This is a genomic window from Micromonospora endolithica (assembly GCF_003626595.1).
GTDB lineage: Bacteria > Actinomycetota > Actinomycetes > Mycobacteriales > Micromonosporaceae > Micromonospora > Micromonospora endolithica.
Genome location: NZ_RBAK01000006.1, coordinates 1 through 16,418 on the forward strand (window position 1 = coordinate 1; position 16,418 = coordinate 16,418).

16 protein-coding genes and 4 pseudogenes are annotated in these 16,418 nt (G+C 69.1%); 2 read left to right on the forward strand and 18 right to left on the reverse strand.

Annotated features, from left to right (window positions below; genetic code table 11):
* From D7223_RS33590 to D7223_RS16445, 8 genes and pseudogenes are all read right to left on the reverse strand, one after another.
* Nucleotides 1-433, reverse strand: a pseudogene (locus tag D7223_RS33590) (hypothetical protein); the annotation flags it as partial.
* Nucleotides 434-444: 11 nt separating this feature from the next.
* The gene (locus D7223_RS16420; RefSeq protein ID WP_120729292.1) at nt 445-927 is read right to left on the reverse strand and encodes a hypothetical protein; all 483 of its coding nucleotides are present in this window, start codon (nt 925-927) and stop codon (nt 445-447) included.
* Nucleotides 924-1,346, reverse strand: coding sequence for a hypothetical protein (locus D7223_RS16425; RefSeq protein ID WP_147252569.1), 423 nt, complete (start codon nt 1,344-1,346; stop codon nt 924-926). The genes D7223_RS16420 and D7223_RS16425 overlap by 4 nt, the downstream gene beginning before the upstream one ends.
* Before the next feature lie 5 nt (nt 1,347-1,351).
* A complete protein-coding gene (locus D7223_RS16430; protein WP_120729294.1) occupies nt 1,352-2,353 on the reverse strand; it encodes a hypothetical protein in 1,002 nt (333 codons plus the stop codon).
* Between the two features lie 128 nt (nt 2,354-2,481).
* Nucleotides 2,482-3,228, reverse strand: coding sequence for a hypothetical protein (locus D7223_RS16435; RefSeq protein WP_120729295.1), 747 nt, complete (start codon nt 3,226-3,228; stop codon nt 2,482-2,484).
* Nucleotides 3,225-3,362 carry a hypothetical protein gene (locus D7223_RS32810; RefSeq protein WP_158610897.1) on the reverse strand — a complete coding sequence of 46 codons (138 nt, stop codon included), beginning with the start codon at nt 3,360-3,362 and terminating at the stop codon, nt 3,225-3,227. The genes D7223_RS16435 and D7223_RS32810 overlap by 4 nt, the downstream gene beginning before the upstream one ends.
* Nucleotides 3,359-3,556 (reverse strand): helix-turn-helix domain-containing protein, encoded by a 198-nt coding sequence (locus D7223_RS16440; protein WP_120729296.1) that lies wholly within the window; start codon nt 3,554-3,556, stop codon nt 3,359-3,361. Before D7223_RS16440 ends, D7223_RS32810 begins: the two co-directional genes overlap by 4 nt.
* Before the next feature lie 2 nt (nt 3,557-3,558).
* Nucleotides 3,559-3,855 carry a hypothetical protein gene (locus tag D7223_RS16445; RefSeq protein WP_120729297.1) on the reverse strand — a complete coding sequence of 99 codons (297 nt, stop codon included), beginning with the start codon at nt 3,853-3,855 and terminating at the stop codon, nt 3,559-3,561.
* 275 nt (nt 3,856-4,130) lie between these two features.
* Between D7223_RS16445 and D7223_RS16450 the strand changes: the two genes are divergently transcribed.
* Nucleotides 4,131-4,550: a hypothetical protein gene (locus D7223_RS16450; RefSeq protein WP_120729298.1), complete on the forward strand. Its 420-nt coding sequence runs from the start codon at nt 4,131-4,133 to the stop codon at nt 4,548-4,550.
* 3 nt (nt 4,551-4,553) lie between these two features.
* Entirely contained in the window at nt 4,554-5,780 is a 1,227-nt protein-coding gene (locus tag D7223_RS16455; protein WP_120729299.1) for a tyrosine-type recombinase/integrase, read from the forward strand.
* Nucleotides 5,781-6,239: 459 nt separating this feature from the next.
* Here the strand turns inward: D7223_RS16455 and D7223_RS32515 are convergent, their stop codons facing one another.
* The 10 genes and pseudogenes from D7223_RS32515 to D7223_RS16495 form a co-directional block, all read right to left on the reverse strand.
* Nucleotides 6,240-6,605: a hypothetical protein gene (locus D7223_RS32515; protein ID WP_147252568.1), complete on the reverse strand. Its 366-nt coding sequence runs from the start codon at nt 6,603-6,605 to the stop codon at nt 6,240-6,242.
* A gap of 260 nt (nt 6,606-6,865) precedes the next feature.
* Nucleotides 6,866-7,906 (reverse strand): ABC-2 transporter permease, encoded by a 1,041-nt coding sequence (locus D7223_RS16460; protein ID WP_120729300.1) that lies wholly within the window; start codon nt 7,904-7,906, stop codon nt 6,866-6,868.
* Nucleotides 7,903-8,811 carry an ABC transporter ATP-binding protein gene (locus D7223_RS16465; RefSeq protein ID WP_120729301.1) on the reverse strand — a complete coding sequence of 303 codons (909 nt, stop codon included), beginning with the start codon at nt 8,809-8,811 and terminating at the stop codon, nt 7,903-7,905. The genes D7223_RS16460 and D7223_RS16465 overlap by 4 nt, the downstream gene beginning before the upstream one ends.
* Nucleotides 8,808-9,197: a GntR family transcriptional regulator gene (locus D7223_RS16470; RefSeq protein ID WP_120729302.1), complete on the reverse strand. Its 390-nt coding sequence runs from the start codon at nt 9,195-9,197 to the stop codon at nt 8,808-8,810. The genes D7223_RS16465 and D7223_RS16470 overlap by 4 nt, the downstream gene beginning before the upstream one ends.
* A 1,388-nt stretch (nt 9,198-10,585) precedes the next feature.
* Nucleotides 10,586-11,113 (reverse strand): integrase, encoded by a 528-nt coding sequence (locus D7223_RS16475; protein WP_238162059.1) that lies wholly within the window; start codon nt 11,111-11,113, stop codon nt 10,586-10,588.
* Nucleotides 11,114-11,148: 35 nt separating this feature from the next.
* Nucleotides 11,149-11,526 carry a helix-turn-helix domain-containing protein gene (locus D7223_RS32520; protein ID WP_147252567.1) on the reverse strand — a complete coding sequence of 126 codons (378 nt, stop codon included), beginning with the start codon at nt 11,524-11,526 and terminating at the stop codon, nt 11,149-11,151.
* Between the two features lie 530 nt (nt 11,527-12,056).
* A pseudogene (locus D7223_RS34130) lies at nt 12,057-13,276 on the reverse strand (tyrosine-type recombinase/integrase).
* Between the two features lie 10 nt (nt 13,277-13,286).
* A pseudogene (locus D7223_RS16485) lies at nt 13,287-13,472 on the reverse strand (excisionase family DNA-binding protein); the annotation flags it as partial.
* Nucleotides 13,469-15,026: pseudogene (locus D7223_RS16490) on the reverse strand (replication initiator). The pseudogenes D7223_RS16490 and D7223_RS16485, both read right to left, overlap by 4 nt.
* 536 nt (nt 15,027-15,562) lie before the next feature.
* Nucleotides 15,563-15,880 carry a hypothetical protein gene (locus D7223_RS16495; RefSeq protein ID WP_120729303.1) on the reverse strand — a complete coding sequence of 106 codons (318 nt, stop codon included), beginning with the start codon at nt 15,878-15,880 and terminating at the stop codon, nt 15,563-15,565.
* Nucleotides 15,881-16,418 lie beyond the last annotated feature (538 nt).

Here is a 16,418-nt window from a genome sequence, read left to right on the forward strand (position 1 = left end):
ACGCCTGGACGGTGGCCGAGCCGGACGCCTGGACGGTGGCCGAGCCGGACGCCTGGACGGTGGCCGAGCCGGACGCCTGGACGGTGGCCGAGCCGGACGCCTGGACGGTGGCCGAGCCGTACGCCTGGACGGTGGCCGAGCCGTACGCCTGGACGGTGGCCGAGCCGTACGCCTGGACGGTGGCCGAGCCGGACGCCTGGACGGTGGCCGAGCCGGACGCCTGGACGGTGGCCGAGCCGGACGCCTGGACGGTGGCCGAGCCGTACGCCTGGACGGTGGCCGAGCCGGACGCCTCGACGGTGGCCGAGCCGGACGCCTCGACGCGCTTACCGCCGGTGTCGGCCAGCCGCAGCCACACGCCCCGGTCCGACTTGATGTGCACACAGGTGGTGTCGTCGGCCAGGGCGGCGTCCAGCTCGGCCTGGTTAGTCACGTCCTTGCAGATCACAGCGATTCCTTCGCGGCAGTAGGGAGATTGCGGAACTGGTCGATCAGGTGGCGAGCCCGCTCGTCGGCGTGCTGGTGCAGGCCGATCAGCACGGCGCGGGCCAACTGCGGGCCGGTCAGCGACACGGCCAGGTCCGCGTACATCGCCTCGCCGAGGCGATGTAGCACGTCCGGGGCCATGCCGGTCCGCTTGGCGATCAGGTAGGAGGCGTACTGGTCGACGGCCCGGGCGACTGCGTCGGCGATGCGTACGGCGTCGTCGTCGAGCAGCGGGTCGTCGGGGGTGAGGAGCGCGGCCGCGGTGGCGGTGTGCTCGTCGAAGGTGGCGGCCGCCGGCGGGTCAGGCTGAGGTGCGGCCGGCCGGGCGGGCACGGCCCAGTACCAGACGAGGGCGCCGACGCCGCCGGCCACGAGGAAGATGCCGGCGAGGACGATCCAGTCGCGGACGGTCAACGCGGCCAGGACGTCGACGGCCGTCACCGGACACGCTCCCGCCCGGGCGCGGCGGGCACCCCCGCGCCCGCCGCGCCCTGCTCGAACCCCGGCCGGCCGGAACGGGGAGTGCGCTCTCGACGGGTGTCGGAAGCGTGACCGGCCGGGGAGCCCTCGTCGGCGAGCAGCTGCCGCGCCGCCAGCTCGGCCTGCAACACCGCCGCGTGCATCGACGCCTTCGCCGCGTGGAACTGGTACGCCCCGTACAGGTCGTTCAGCGCCAGGTTCGCGCCCTTCACCCGGGCGATCTCCAGATCCGTGCGGCCTTCGGCACGGAACTTGGCCATCAGCTCGGCGTTCAGCTGGTTCCACTCGTTGGACGCGTCGACGGCCTTGGCGGTGTGGCGGTGCATGAGTGCTTTCTGGAGGTCGACCCAGGCGCGGGCGGCGTCGTCGAGAGGCTGCACGGCGATCACTCCCCGGCCTGCGCGTCGGCGGCCGGCTCCGGCCACATCGCCTTCGGCAGCTCGATCAGGTCGAAGTCGTACACGCCGGCGCGCTCCACCGTCGGGTACTGGTCGCACCACCGGTTGCCGAACACCCGCAGCATCTCGGCCCGCGCCGACTCGTACGTGCCGGCGATGACGACGTACCGGCCGTCGTACTTCTGCCCGGAGCCGAACGTGAACCACCAGTCATGGCAGGCCGTGTCGTGGATGACCTCCGGGTCGTCCTTCAGCGGGTCCTGGAAGATGTGGCAGCCGCACTCGGCGGTGCGGCCGGTGTCCTTCGGCTCCAGGGCCTCGGCGGCGGCGATCGCGGCGTCGACCGTCAGCGGTTCGGTGGCGGCGAGCGCCCGCGCGTCGGCCAGCTGGTCGGCCAGGATCGCCTCGGCGTGGGCCTGGTCGACGTCGTGCACCCGCCCGTAGTCCGGGTAGTCCCGCGCGGCCGTCGGCGGCTCCGCCGGCATGCCCCAGAACCGCACCGCCAGGCGCGGCGCCACGTCCTCGTCACCCGGGGCCGTCCACGTCACGACCCGGTTCTCCGTGGTACCGAACTGCGCGGTGACCACACCGAAGTGGTCGGCAAGCCGGTCCACCTCGCCGTCAGCGACCTTGAAGCTGATGTCCCTGCCGTAGACCGACAGCTGCGGCGCGGCCCGGTCGAACAGGTCGATCAGGGCCACCAGGTCCTCGCGGAGCTGCCGGCGCATCTGCACGTCCCGGAACTCCGCGATCTCGCCCTCGTCCGCCAGGCGCAGCTCGTAGCCCTCGACGTGGCGGGCCACCCACGGCTCGCCCGGACCGAGGGGCCCCCGACCGAGGGGCTGGAGGGTAACCGCGACCGAGTCCCGGCCGTCGCCGTTGCGGTAGCCGAACGTGTGCTCGACGCGGTGGATGCCGAGGGCGTCGGAGATGTGGTCGCCGGGCGTCAGCTTCTCGACGGCCCTGCGGTTGGTAGGGTCTGTGGTCATCGACCTGCTCCGTTCTTGAGCGGATGAGTGGGTCGGTACTCGCGCGGGTCGCCCGGTCCGGGGCGGCCCGCGTTCTTGCTGTCCGGGTGACCGGCCGGAGCCCTACGTCGCGGCCGGCCACCCGGCGTTCAGACCGGCCCGCCGGTCGTAGCGATCGCCGGGGCGGGGATCCCGGCAGGCCGGTAGCTCCTGGCCCGGGCCGGCGACGTCGACGCAGCCGACCCGGGCTCCGGCGAATCAGCCGGAGAATCAGCGAGGCGGTCGTGGGCGTCCTGCCACGTCATCGACAGGTCACCGCCCGCCGCCTCGATCAGTGCGGAGAGGTACGCCTGGCGCTTGCGGTCACGGGCGGCGAACCGCTCCGTCAGCTCCGCCATCTCGGCGGCGTACGCGGTCAGCTCCTTGAGCGTGGTGGTGAGCGGCTCGAAGTCCGACAGCGCGAACAGCGCGCCCTGGTCGCCTGCGAGTTCAGCCAACGCCCGGGCGCGGTCCCGCTGCCGTTCCGCGTCATTGCGGTGATCCGCAGGCGGCTCGCCCTCTTCGGCTTCATAGGGCGGGAAGCCGGCGTCAACGAGGTCGTACCAGCCGTCGAAATCCGTCGCCGCGCGACGGATTTGAGACTCGGTCGGGTAGGCGCGGGCACACCGCAGAGCCCGCTGGATCTTCTGCACGCTCAGCCGCGGCCGGCCCTTCGCGTCCTTGCCGGCGGCGGCAATGAGCCGCTCGGCCACGCCGTGCCGAAGCGAGGCGCCGCTCGGGGAGATGCTCTCCGGGTCGCGGAGCAGACGCAGGCCCCACAGCCACCACTCGCGGATGAGGTTGTTGTCCGCGGCCTCGATGGCCTTGAGCTGTCGGACGTACTGCGTCGTCTTCATGCCGTCACCGCCGCGAACGCGAAGCCGATCCCGACGACCAGGCCGACCGCCGCGGTGACCGCCAGGAGGGCGACGACCGCGAGCCGGCCCGGGCCGGACGGCGGCGGGGGAGTGTGCGGGCCGGGGCCGCTCATGCCGCCACCGCCTGGTCCCGCTTGGCCACGTACGCCTCGGCCGCCGACTGGCGGACCCGGATGCGGGCCTTCCGCGCGCCCGGCTTGGCCATGTCAACGAACGGCAGGTCGCCGGCCCAGATCGCCCGGTACACCGTCTGCTTGTCGACGCGCCACAGGTCGGCGACTTCGAGAACCGTCAGCAGGGGTTCCATGATCAGACCGCCGCCTTCGTAACGACGGTGAACAGCTCGTCGAGAGTCGGCGGCTTGAGATCGGCCGCAGCGAGGGCGTCGGCGTTGCGCTGCAACGCGGCGATCGTCTGCGCGATGAAGACCTCGCCGATGATGCCCTGCCGGGCGCGGCGGACGGTCCGTTCGGTCACGCCGGTCTCGGCCGCGATCTTCCCCAGGGAGTCACAGCCGATGGCGGCGAACAGCTCCGTGTGGCGCGCGACGTCCAGACGTATCCCAGCCGTGTCCGGCCTTGCTGTGTCATGGATGTCCGTACTCATGAGGGACAAGCTACTAGGACATGTGAGTCATAGCAAGGTCCGGGATCGGGTTTCTTGCAGGGCATTGCGGGTGGACATCGGTGTCCTTTAATCTGACATGCATGTCCACCGCGAAGGCACGGCGCGACCGGCGACACGCGATAGCCGAGGAAGCGCGCACCCGCAGCACCGCACGTGGGCGGACCCATCCGCCCAGCCCACGCCCCCCGATCTGCCTGCGTCCTCGCCGGGAGCGCCCCCTACGATCGGACTTCAATGTCCGCTACTCTGGCGGCGTGGCAGAGCGAACCGTCGACCGACAGGCGTGGGCCGACTTCATCGCTCAGGCCATCACCGACCACGCCGGCGGCAACACCACCCGGTTCGCCGAGATGGTCGGCGTCAAGTACAAGACCGTCCGCAGATGGCTCACCAAGCAGACAGACGTCTCTGAGGAGAGCATTCGCGCGGTCGGCCGAGCGCTGAACATCAAGCCGAGCGTCCTGCTCGTACGCGTCGGTCTCTACGCCGCGACCGAGGTCGACGCCACACCTGCACCCGACCTGTCTGCCACCGACGACCCCGCCCTCCAGGAGATCCTCAAGGCCAACGTGTCACCGCGCACCAAGCAGCGGATGATCGAGCGCCTTCAGGAGATGCGTCAGCGCGAAGTCGACGAGGTGAAGTGGTGGATCGACCAGGCGCGAGGGGCGTAGCCCGTGGCCTGGATCCGCCAGCTGCCCTCCGGACTGTGGGCGGCCACCGTCAGGCTGCCCAAGGGCCACGACCCTGACCGGGTCACCGAGACCCACCGCCTCAAGGGCGCCATCACCACGTGGGCCGCCGACCTCGAAGCCGACATCCGCAAGGGCGACTGGATCGACCCCCGCGCCGGGAAGAAGACGGTGGGGGAGTGCTGGGAGCAGTGGGGCACGAAGAGCCGCCGCCTGGAGCAGGCCAGCCGCCGGCGCGACGCCTCCCACTGGCGAGTGCACGTCGCGCCCCGTTGGGAGGGCGTGCCCGTCGGGAACATCCTCAAGCCCGACGTCACCGCATGGGTCGTCGAGATGGAGAGCAGCCACACCGCCAGCTGCCGCAAGCGCGACACCTGCCGCGGCTGCAAGCAGCCGGTTGGCGCGGCCACCATCGAGGGCGCCGTCGGAGTGCTCCGCGCCGTCCTGGACCTGGCCGTCGAGGGCAAGCTGATCCGCGACAACCCGGCGCGCGGGGTGAAGAAGCCTAAGCGCAACGCCCACGTCGACCGCATCCTCGATCCGGCTGAGGAGAAGCAGCTCGTCGACGCGCTGAACCGGATGTTCCCCGACCGCGTCGACGCCGGGTTGTTCGTGGAACTGATCGCCGACACCGGCATGCGGTGGGAGGAAGCCGCGGCGATCCCGCCGGAGATGATCGACACCCGCAAGCACCGCATCCACATCGCGTGGGCGATGGAACGCGACGGCACCTGCCGGCCGTACGCGAAGAGCACCGCCGGAAACCGGACCGTGACCTACGGGGAGCACCTGGTGAAGCGGATGGCTGCCGCGAAGCTGGCCGCGAAGGAGGTGACCGGGGTGTTCCCGAAGGGAGGGCCGACGCGGCTGACGTTCACCAGCGAGAAGGGCGACGCGCTGCGCTACTCGAACTGGCACCGGCGGGTGTGGTCGTCGGCGCTGCACGGGCTGCCGGAGCGGCCGATGGTGAAGGGTCACGCCTACCGCGCCGCGGTCGCCGGCGCCGGATTGCCGGATCCTCAGCCGACACCGCACGATCTGCGGCACGGTTTCGGTACGCGGCTGGCCAACGAGGGCGTGCCGGTGCACGAGATCATGGCGCTGATGGGCCACGAGGACCTGCGGTCGGCGCAGAGGTACCTGCACGCGGGGGAGGCCCGGTTCGAGCGGGCGCGGTCGGCGATCAAGCGCGCGCGGACGGCCGGCTCGTGAGTCAGCCATGAGTCACGATCTTGATATGGCATGTTGAAAGCGCCTACAACGGCCTACATCCGTTGAGCCGTCGGAGCAGGTCACAGCACGTCTCGGCAGGTCAACGGCCCGGCCCGGCATTCATTCACACCGAAGAGGTCACTGGTTCGATCCCAGTATCGCCCACCTTGGATGTATGCAGGTCAGAAGCCCGCTACCGGAACTCCCGGTAGCGGGCTTAGCTGCTGTTGCCCCTTAAACTGGGAGCAGATTGGGAGCATGGCGCTCCCGCCCTATGGTTGCCCGGCATCCCCTACGGCCCTCGGCCGGGGTTCGTCGGCGTCCGCTCGCTCGGATCGATCGATCGGTGAACTCAATCCCGACCAACTTGGACACACATCCTGCGATCCGCAGCGACTGCAGTCCCGACAGCTCGCCGGAGTGCCGCCACGTGCGTGAGGAGGACGTGCGGGTTGCCGGTCACAGCAGCTCGAACGGCGGAGCACCCCGCGTGCGTGGGGAGGCGGGAACGCCAAGGGCCGTGCGCGGGATGTGTCGCGCATGAGGGCGTTCGTCGTCAACGCCTCGCCCAACAAGGCAACGCGGCAGCACGTCCCGGCACCCGCCTGAAGAAGCGGCGATGCAGGTGACGAGCTTGCGCTCAAGCTCGTGCATGCCGAGAACCGCCAGCATGGTGCGAGGGCCGGTTCGCCACTGACCAGCGGCTTTATTGGCGGCGGCTTCCGACGCTAGAGCACGCAGATGTGTCTCCCAATGCCCGAGCTGTGTCCGTGCCGCTTTCAATTCGGCGGCTGGCTTGTCCAGCCAGGGCTCGTCAGCGATCACTACACGATGCTCGCAGGCCCCTCCGACAACTCTGCGTCAGATGCCAGGTTCTGCTCTGCCCGTGCCGGGCTCACCAACTACGGATCAGGGGGTTAGGGATTCGAGTCCCTTCGGCCGCAGCGAGGCGGGTGACGCCCACGGGCTTCGCCTTCTTGACGTCTGTCGGGCGGCACCCCTGCGACGTCGCGATGCCTGGCGGGCGGCCGGGGCGACCGAGGGTCCCCGGCTGGGGACGATCAAAAAGGTAACGGGGCAAACGGTTAGTTCTGTCGGCGCCGGATCCACCAGAAGCAGGTACCGGCCAGCGCCCCGGCGAGCACGAGGAAGATCCCGGTTTCCATCCACTGCAGGAGCCAGTAGTGGCTCGCGGGGTGGTAGGTGACTGTCTGGTGGAGGTTGTCCTTGGCGAGGCAGGCACCGATCTGGCTCAGGTCTGGGGCTTCGCCCTGGCTATCTGGGAAGCATTCGGGGTAACTCTCGATGCGGACCACCTGGCCGGCCGAGTTCTTCACGGGCGGCTGGGACGTTAGCCACGCGCCCCGCGGTACTGGCAGGTCGAAGTGGAATTCTGTCTGTGTGCCCCGAAAGTCGTGGAACTGGCTCGTGCTGGCCTGGTTGATCGGGAAGGTGGTCGTGGTCGAGGGCAACAGGTGGGGTCGGATAAGGGCGGGTACGAGAATCTGGATGGCGATGAACACGGCGAGGGTGATAGCCATGGCCGGCAGAGTGCGGCGCACCAGCAGTCCCAGCGTGGTACCCAGGGCGAAGGTGAACGCGGCGTAGCCGAGCGGGACGATGTTGCGTGAGGCGAAGGTCATCGCCGCCCACCGGTCACCGTTGAGGTAGTCCAGCGGCCCGGCCCACCAGGTCAGCAGCCAACTGAGGATCGCGGCGGTGGCGATCGCGGTGACGCCGACGACGGTGAGTTTGACCGCGAGCCACCGGGTGCGCGTCACGGTTTGGTTCCAGGCGATTTGGTGCGTGCCGGTTTCCAGTTCACGGCCGATCAGCGGCGCGCCCCAGAAGATGCCGATCACCGCCGGTACGGCGATCACGAGGAGTTGCAGGAGCATCAACATGGGCTCATAGCTTCGCGGCAACTGGCTGAGCTGGGCACCCAACGCCCGCGCCGCGGGGGTTGCTCCGTCGCAGGCGTGCAGCGGGGCGCACGCGGCCAGGGCCGCAGTGTAACTCTGGTGCATCCGCAACCCGGTGACCAGGAACACGATCGCCGCGGCGGCGAGCAGGGCCAGGCCGGTGAGGGCCTGGGCACGGAACTGCCGCCAGGTCAGCCAGATCATTGCGCTTCTCCCGTCGGTTGCATCGGGGTACCGGCGCTACCGGCGCCGTGGTCGACGGGCCACTCCAGGTAGGTCAGCACGAGGTCCTCCAGTTCGAGGCGTTCGGCGGACCAGTCCCCGGCGGGCAGTTCGCTTTCGCTTCGCACGACGAACGTGGACTGCCGGTCGGTGTGCTCCGCCGAGATGACCTTCAACCCCACGGGAAGGTCGGATTCCTGGCGCCGCGTGCACACGATCCGGTGGTGCTGTGCAAGCAGATCGTCGGTTTCGCCGGCGAGCCGTACATGGGAGGAGACCAGCACGACCAGGTAGTCGCAGACGCGTTCGAGGTCGGAGACCAGGTGGGATGAGAGGATAACGCTGGTGTCGTGCTCGGCGACCGACTCCATCAGGTGCCGCAGGAAGTCGCGGCGGGCCAGCGGGTCGAGGCTGGCGACCGGCTCGTCGAGGATGAGCAGCTCGGGTCGCTTGGCGACCGCGACGGTCAGGGCGAGCTGGGCGCGTTGCCCGCCGGAGAGCTTGCCGGCCTTCTGCTTCGGGTTGAGGCCGAGCTGCTCGATGCGGGCCTGTGCGAGCTTGGCATCCCAGGCCGGGTTCATCTTGGCGCCGAACTTCAGGTGGTCGGCGACGGACAGGCTCGCGTAGGTGGGGGTGCCCTGGGCGACGTACCCGACCCGGGCCAGTTGCACGGCTGCGCCGTTGGGTTGTTCGCCCAGCACCTCGATCCGCCCCGTGGTCGGCGCGAGCATGCCGCAGGCGATTTTCAGCAGGGTGGTCTTGCCCGCGCCGTTGGGCCCGACCAGGCCGACGACGTGCCCCGGCGGGAGCTCAAGGGTGCAGTCGACCAGCGCCTGGCGCTGGCCGTATCTCTTGCTCAGCGCGTGGGCTTGCAGGATCGCGTTCATTTCTCCTCTTCGGCGCTCTCACGCAGGGTGTTCTGGAACATCGCCTCGATCCCCGGCTCGGTCAGGCCCGCAGCGCGGGCCTTGTCCATCCAGGCGCGCAGCTCCTGCTGCAGCGGACCGTGTTCGGTGAGCGACGCGTGGCCGAGCGATTGGGTGATGAAGGTGCCCACGCCCGGCTTTCCCGCGGCCAGGCCGAGGTGTTCGAGTTCGCGGTACGCCTTGCTCACGGTGTTCGGATTGATCGCTACCTTGGCGACCACCTCCTTGACTGTGGGCAGCTTGTCGCCCTCGGTGAGCAGCCCCAGCAGCAGCGCTTGGCGTACCTGCCTGACGATCTGCAGGTACGGCGCCATACCCGAGCGCGCGTCGACGTGGAAGTCGATCACCCATAATTCCGTTTCACTAGTTTGCTAGTGGAATGAGGATGCATGAGTGCCGGGTGCGTGTCAAGCGGTGAACACCTGTAATGAGTGTGGAACGCCGATGCGCAGCAAATGACCGGCGGAGCGGCCGACGACTCGTCCGGCACTTCCGGAAAGGCGACCTCGACGAACAGGCCGCCGCCGGTGCTGGCATAACGCGCCCTCGTCGTGGAATACCGCGGCCGGAACGCACTCGACGGGACCCATCCTGATATGCCGCGATCCGGGCGCTCCGCCCTCGTCGTGGTAACAGGCTGTAGTCAGCTGGTATGCTCGGTCAATCCGACTCTGACGCTGCAGCTGCCCGGCGTCAATGCCGATCAGACGATCGCCTTCACCCACGATGTCTGGTTCGAGACCAGCTGCACCACTGTTGGATTCCTTACTTCGACAGCATCGCCACAGCCGGTAACGATCAAGCGCAATCCGCCGTGGACGCTCGCATGGGTGACGGCAGGCCCGCTCATCCTGCGCCACGGGCAGCCGTCCGTCCTAGAACTCGAAGTCGGCGGACCGTCAACGGGGTCCACGGCCGTCCTTGGGATCGATGCCCCGTGGTATGCCCGTGAGTGGTTCTCGGGGCTCCCCATGCCGGTCAAGCCGGGGACAATCCTGGTCAAAGTTCCCCTTACGCCGCATGACATCGTCTCGGGAACCTTCCAAGGGATCCTGACCGAACCGGGAACTGGGGGAGCGGGATGGGAGCAGACGGGTGCACTGAACGGCGTTGAGCAGTGTTCAACGGCCTTCAACGGCATCCAACTGCACCCACCCCGACCTGCACGTTCTCGTTCCCGCAGGTCAGGCTCCGTGCGGCGTCCCGCTTCACACCGGAGTGCTCCACGGTTTCGCGCACCAGTCGACGACACTCTATGTCCCCTGGTGGGGGAGTATGCGCAGGTCACGGCGGTAAGGAGCCGCAGGATGGCTTGGTTTTGCAAGTGGGAGCAGAACGGGTGCAGGTTGGCGAAGTGGTCACCCCGCCCGAAGTGCTCACCGGCACTGGGCAGAGCCGAGAGCTCTGACCTGCGGTGATATGGGCGAGCGGCCGGCGTGACCTCCCAGAGAACGCCGAAGTGTTCAGCGCTCGCTGCTCTCCGCCTGGTTGGTGGCGGCTGTCGACGGAGGCCTGCCGACGATAATCACGCGGCCAGGCCGCACCGATGTACTGCTCTGGGTGGCGTCGTGGTGGCGTCGATATGGATACCGCTTCCTGAGACCCGAATCCCACCCGCAAGCCGCTCAGCAGGGCTTCCTCGACATGATCACCTCGGCGCGCCCGAAAGCATCAGCACCGGAGACGCCGCTTCGCGGACCGGCGACATCCGCTCATGCCGATGAGCGGAAGACCGTCATGCTCGATGACTAAGCTCGTAGGCGCGGATCACTCGGACCGTGGGATCGGCGCTCTCGGGAGTCCGTAGCCGATCGGTCAGAAGGAAATCGGGCAGGGTGAACCCGGCCGCGTGCTCGTGCTCGGACAGCACGAACGTTCCGCCGCGCCACTCGGGCTGCCATCCGTGCTCCAGTGCGTGGCTGATGACGGTTCGTACGTCGGCCGGCGTCGGATAGGCGCCGTCGGTGGCGCATGCCCCCCATGGCGCTGGCCAGGCGACCGATAGCAGATCCGCCTGGAGTGCCTGGCTCGTCTTCCCAGCGCCCCACACCCGCAGCCGAATGCACCGGTGGCAATCACCGCTGCCCTGCACGTGCCGGATCTCCGCACGCCACACGAAGGTCCGTGCACCGATTCGCATCTGCCGCAGTCGCGTCCGCACGTGGGTCACCTCACGGTCGATCTTCCCCGGTCCGCCGCGACCCGCCAAGGTATTTGCCTGCGATACCTGCCGCCGATCGAGTCGCCTGGCGTGCACGCTCATGCCGCGGATCGGGACGCGGATCGGTCACCTCTGCGTCACGGCTGTCGAGCATCATCGTGATCATGACTGCCTGATCTGAGCTCCCTCGCAAGCGTGACCAGCTGTCGGACCTGATCCGGTGGAAGCCAGCTGGCGACAGCTACCAGGCTGCCGATCTCCTGGGTCGCTTCGGAAGATCCTTCCCTCCGGGGAACATCGTCGACCGGCAGCCCCGCGATCACGAGGAGGTCAGCTACCGGCAGTTGCATCGCAGGCGCGATGTCCTGGAGCACTTCCAGATTCGGCGGGATGGCGCCACTCAGAAGTTGCCGGATCGTCGATTCGGCTCGGCCAGAGGCACGGCTCATCGCTTGTGGAGTGGGACGACGGTTTGCCACGAGACCACGCAGGACCACCGCGAAGTCAAGGCTCATCCGGAACAGGTTACCCGCGTGGACATACTGGTTGATCGACGTGGCGCGTCTCGGCTCACTGTCATGTCGCTGATAAGGCGCGGCATGCCTGAGCTTGTCGGTTTGACGAGCCGGCCGTGGGAGCAGAACGGGAGCAACTGAACCCACCGATCGCCAACCGGGCGGCGGCGTCAGCTAGGACGCTTGGGCAAGCGGCCAAGGTGTCTGACGAACGACGTGCGGGACGGTCCGACGCAGCCTGGAGGCCGCAGCCCGGTCGCGAGCCCCTGATCGGGGGGAGCAGGTTGGGAGCAACATGATGCGTTGAACGGCTCTGAACCGCACCGAACGGCAACTGACCGCATCCAACTACACCCACCCCTGCCTGCGGCTTCGCGTTTTTGCAGGTCAGAGTCGGTGCGGCGTCCTGCTTCACACCGAAGAGGTCACTGGTTCGATCCCAGTATCGCCCACGCAGGTCAAAGGCCACTTCCCGGCTTCGGGAGGTGGCCTTTCTGCTTGGGTACAGCAGCTTTGTACAGCAGTTCTCGTCAGCGGCTCAGGGAGTCGCCGAGGCGCTTGAGCGCTTCTCTCGTCTTTGTCGATGTCACCTGCGCGTAGATCTCCATCGTTACCGCGAAGCGGGCGTGCCTCAGCACCTGCATGGCGACTCTGGGGTGAACGTCGAGGTCGGCCAGGAGCGTGGCGCAGGTCCTTCTTGCGTCGTGCACGGTGATCGGCGTGACGCCTGCCTTCTCGCACCTCGTCTGCCACGACCGTTGAAAGTTGCGCGGCTCGATGGGTGTGCCGTAGCGGGTGGTGAAGACGAGTCCGGTTTCGTGCCATGCCTTGCCGGCGGCTGCTTCTGCCTCGTCGTGCTGTTGCTGTCTGAGCTTGAACGCGGTCAGGCAGATGTCGGGCAGGGGGAGGGTGGCGTCGGATGCCTGGGTCTTGGTGTCGCGGTGCAGGAGCTGCCCGCGCACGCGTTAGAGCTGGCGGCCGATGGTCAGCTCTCCGGCGTCGAGGTCGACGTCCTCCCACGTCAGCCCGAGGGCTTCGCCCTTGCGGAGGCCGGTGACGAGGACCAGGGCGTGGCGGCGTAGAGCGGGTCCTCGTCGGCGCGGGCCGATTCGAGGAACTTGCGCGCCTCGTCGCTGGACCACGACTTGCCCCGCCGCCGGCGGACCGTGGCCATGGTGACCGCGATGGCGGGGTTCTTGGTGATGAGGTCTTCGGCCTGGGCGTGGGTGAGGGCGGCCCGCAGCGCGGCCCGGATGTCGCTGACCGTTCGGGTCGACGGGATCGCTTGGCAGCAGCGGCCGACCGCGCAGCAGCGGCGCTTGTGCTTCGGGCGGGCGGCGTCCTTGCCCTGGGCGCAGCACTGGCAGGTCCGGGCGACCTGGTTGATCCAGGTCTGCACGTCGCGTGACTGGAGCCGGTCGAGCCGCTTCGCGCCGAGGCCGGGGGCGATGTAGCGGCGAACGAACGTCTCGTACGTGGCGTAGGTCAACGGTGCCCGGTTCGGCTGGATGATCTCGGTGAGCCAGTAGGTGAGGAAGCTGCCAACCGTGGGGACGCTGGTCGCCACCGGCCCCTGCTTCGCCTGCTGGTGCAGCCTGATCCACTTGTCGTGGACGGCCTCGCGGGTCTTGCCGTAGACGTACTTGCGGGTGCGCCGGCCGTCGGGCTTGGTGACCCAGACGTACGCGGCGAAGCCGTTGCGGTACGGGAAGATAGACCCTTCGCCGTTGGCACGGGCGCGTCCGGGCATCAGGCGGCCTCCTGCGTTCGACCTGCTCGCGGATGTAGTCGTCGACCCATTCGGGGAGGATGCGGCGGTACTTGCCGTCCTTGACGGAGCGCAGCTCGCCGGTGGCGATCTTCATCTTGACCTTGGAGATGCCGAAGCCGAGCAGGACGGCGACCTCGGCGGGGGAGTACCAGCGCGGGGTGAGATCTCTGGTCATGCGGCGGCTCCGATGAGCCAGGTTTCGTGGGCGAGTTCTTCCCGTCCGATGCGTCTGCTCTCGCGTCGCTGCCGGGCGACGGTGTTGGCGAGCAGGGCGTCGCCTTCGGTGAGCCAGCCGGACCCGATGTAGGTCAGAGTGCCGACGCTGATCGTGTCGGCCGGTTCGTCGTCCTCTTCGCGGCGGTAGGTGGCGCGGGTGGCGCGGAGCTGGCCGAAGGTGACGGAGTAGCGGCGGGCCTTGGTGAGGAAGTGGCCGCCGAATCCGAGCATGTGCGCTCAGCGCCGCAGTCCGGTGTAAGCGTTCGGTTTGGTGTCAAGGCTGGCTTGACAGTGGTCGCCGGTTGCGGCGCCGCCGGTCACATCGGTGTGGGTGGGGCGGCCGAGGTGCCAGCAGGCGTCGATGAGGCGGGCGACGTGGTCGCCTCCGGGGTCGGCGTAGTCGTCGATCGTGGCGGTGGTGAGTCGGGTGGAGGAGTGGCCGGTGGCTTCGGTGGCCTTGGTGGCGTACTTGGCGAGGTAGGCGGCTACCTTGCCGTCAGTCAGCTCGCCGCCAACGGTGTTGATGCGTCGGACGTCGACCTGCTCGCCCCAGGTGACCAGCCAGCCTTGCGGCTGGTCGGGGTGCGGGGGTGTGGTGACGGTGATCTGCCGGGCGGCGGCGTGGACGGCGGCCTTCAGGTCGTCGACGGTGATGCCGGCCGGCGGCGGTACGAGGGCGTCCGGGTCGTCGGGGTCAACGCCGTCCAGGCGCAGCAGGACGTGGAAGTGCACCGCTCCCCGGCGTTGCATTTCGGCGACCTTGCCGTGGGACACCCGCACGGGCGGCACCGAGCGGACCTTGCCGGAGGCGGTGACAATGCCGACCTTCGGGATGCCGCGTCGACGGCACGTTGCGCCGACGTGGCGTTCGGCGGCCTGCTTGGTGCGTCGCCACAGCTCGCCGAAGAAGTGGTTCCAGACGACCTGGTGGGCGTGGTCGTAGCAGTCGAGGCACAACGGCTGCCCGAGCCGCGGATCGTCGGCGGCGTGGCGGGCGAAGCACGCTACGGGCTGCCCGTGCGGGCAGGCTCTGGCGTTGCTGCGGGCGTGGCACGGTGCGGGTCGGCAGTCGCAGCGCTGCCGGGTGCGGCAGGTGTGGCGGGCGACGTGCCGGTGGTGGACCGGGCCGAAGGGCGGGGCGGTGAAGGTGGCGAAGACGACCGGGTGCCGGGCGACCGAGGCGGGGATGCCCTTGCCGCCGGTCAGGCCGCGACAGACGACTTGGTAGGCGTCGCCCTGGTAGACCCAGGCGCAGTCCGGGCACACCGATTCGCGGCGGTTACCGCACGCCTTGTAGAGCGTGCGGTCCGGCAGCTCGTCGGTGTGCAGTTGGCCGGTGATGCGGCCGGTTCCGGTCGACAGCGGCGATGGTGCCGGTGAGGCGGATCGGGCGAGCACAGCCGCCGGCGGGGCGGGTGTGCTCCAGCCAGCCGGAGAACTCCGGCGTAGCGGCGCGGTGCAGGACGTGGGCGTCACGACCGGCGGCGAGGCCGGGGCGGTAGGTGGTGAAGATGGCTGTCTCCTCTTGCGGGGGTGGCAGGGACGGGAGACGAAGCACCCCAGCCGTAGACGCATGTCCGCTGGTGGTGTTCGTCGTGTCTCCTGGCACCGCCGAGAGGGCGGCTGACGCCGGAGGGCGGAAACGTGATCGTGCCACTTCCCGCCGATGGGTCATGTCCTTTCGCGCTCGTGGTTTTGGCATCGAGGCCGGCACGGGCGGGGAGCCTGGGATATCGGCATCCGGCGGGTTACCGCAGGCGGCCCCCACCCGTGGAGATCAGCGAATCCGAGCCATCTTGGACGGCAGCAAAGGCCGTGCTGGGCCGCTCAGCGGATTCGGGGAACCGGCATGGTGGCCGGTGCGATCGAGAGCCGGCGGGGCGTGGCCCGCACCAGCGGCAGGAAGGCCGCTCGGCATCTTCGACGTCGAGTTCAGCGGTCCGGCGGGAAGGCCGCGCTGGCGTGCTCGACAAGGGTCAGAGTAGCACCGGGTGCCGACACGTCAACGCGCCGTGAAACTGCTGTCGAGCCAATCAGGTTCGGCGCTGCCTACAGAGGGATGCGGTTGACAACCGATCGCTGGACCGGACCGGTGTACTCGGTGAGGCTGAAGCGGCGATGCCCATCCGTGGGATGCACGGTGACGGCGACAACGCTCTCGTCCGCGAATCGCAGCGTGAAGACGGGGTCGAGTTCGCACAGGAATGCAAACGCCTCGCGGTCTTCGCCGCTGTCGCTGACCAGGCGACCATTCGCCTCCCAGCCGCCGGTGGTGGCGGCCATCACGATGGCCACCTCGACGCTGTCGAGCAGAGTGGACGAGTTCGCCCACCAGTCCAGCCAGCAGCGGTCCTCGAAGCGGTCCATGCCGTCATCCTTTCAGGGCGAGGCCCGGACGGCTGTCAGCCGAGTGGGAGGACTTTCCTTACATCCATCAAGGCGGCCCTGAACGGGCCGCACGCGCCGCCGCCTGGGCGCGCGTCCGTCGCTCCGCTGGCGCTCCGACTCCGGCCACGCAACACGCCTGGCGGCTGGCGCGGAAGCGGGTAGCCCAAGGGGCCGCCGCATGACGACAGGGGGCGTTTGACCGGGTGGTGGTGGGCCGGCAGCCGGCCGGGCCGCGCGGCCACGAGCCCGCGCGGCGTAGTGCAGCGCACGCCGGCCGCGTCGGCGAGCTGGCGGCCGGTGGCGGATGGCGGTTACTGCGCCTCCGGCAGGGGCGCTCCGGCTCCAGGATGGTCGGGGATCCGTCGGCGGGTCCCAGGTGCGTCGGTGGTTGCGGTAGGCCATCCCGTCTGCCATCGACCCGGGCAAGCCGAGCAGACCACCGCCCGACCCGCCAGCGTCCGCACGGGCGTCAAGGCCGTCTTGATGTGGCGGGCCGGGCGGCGGCCCGCTCCCCAGG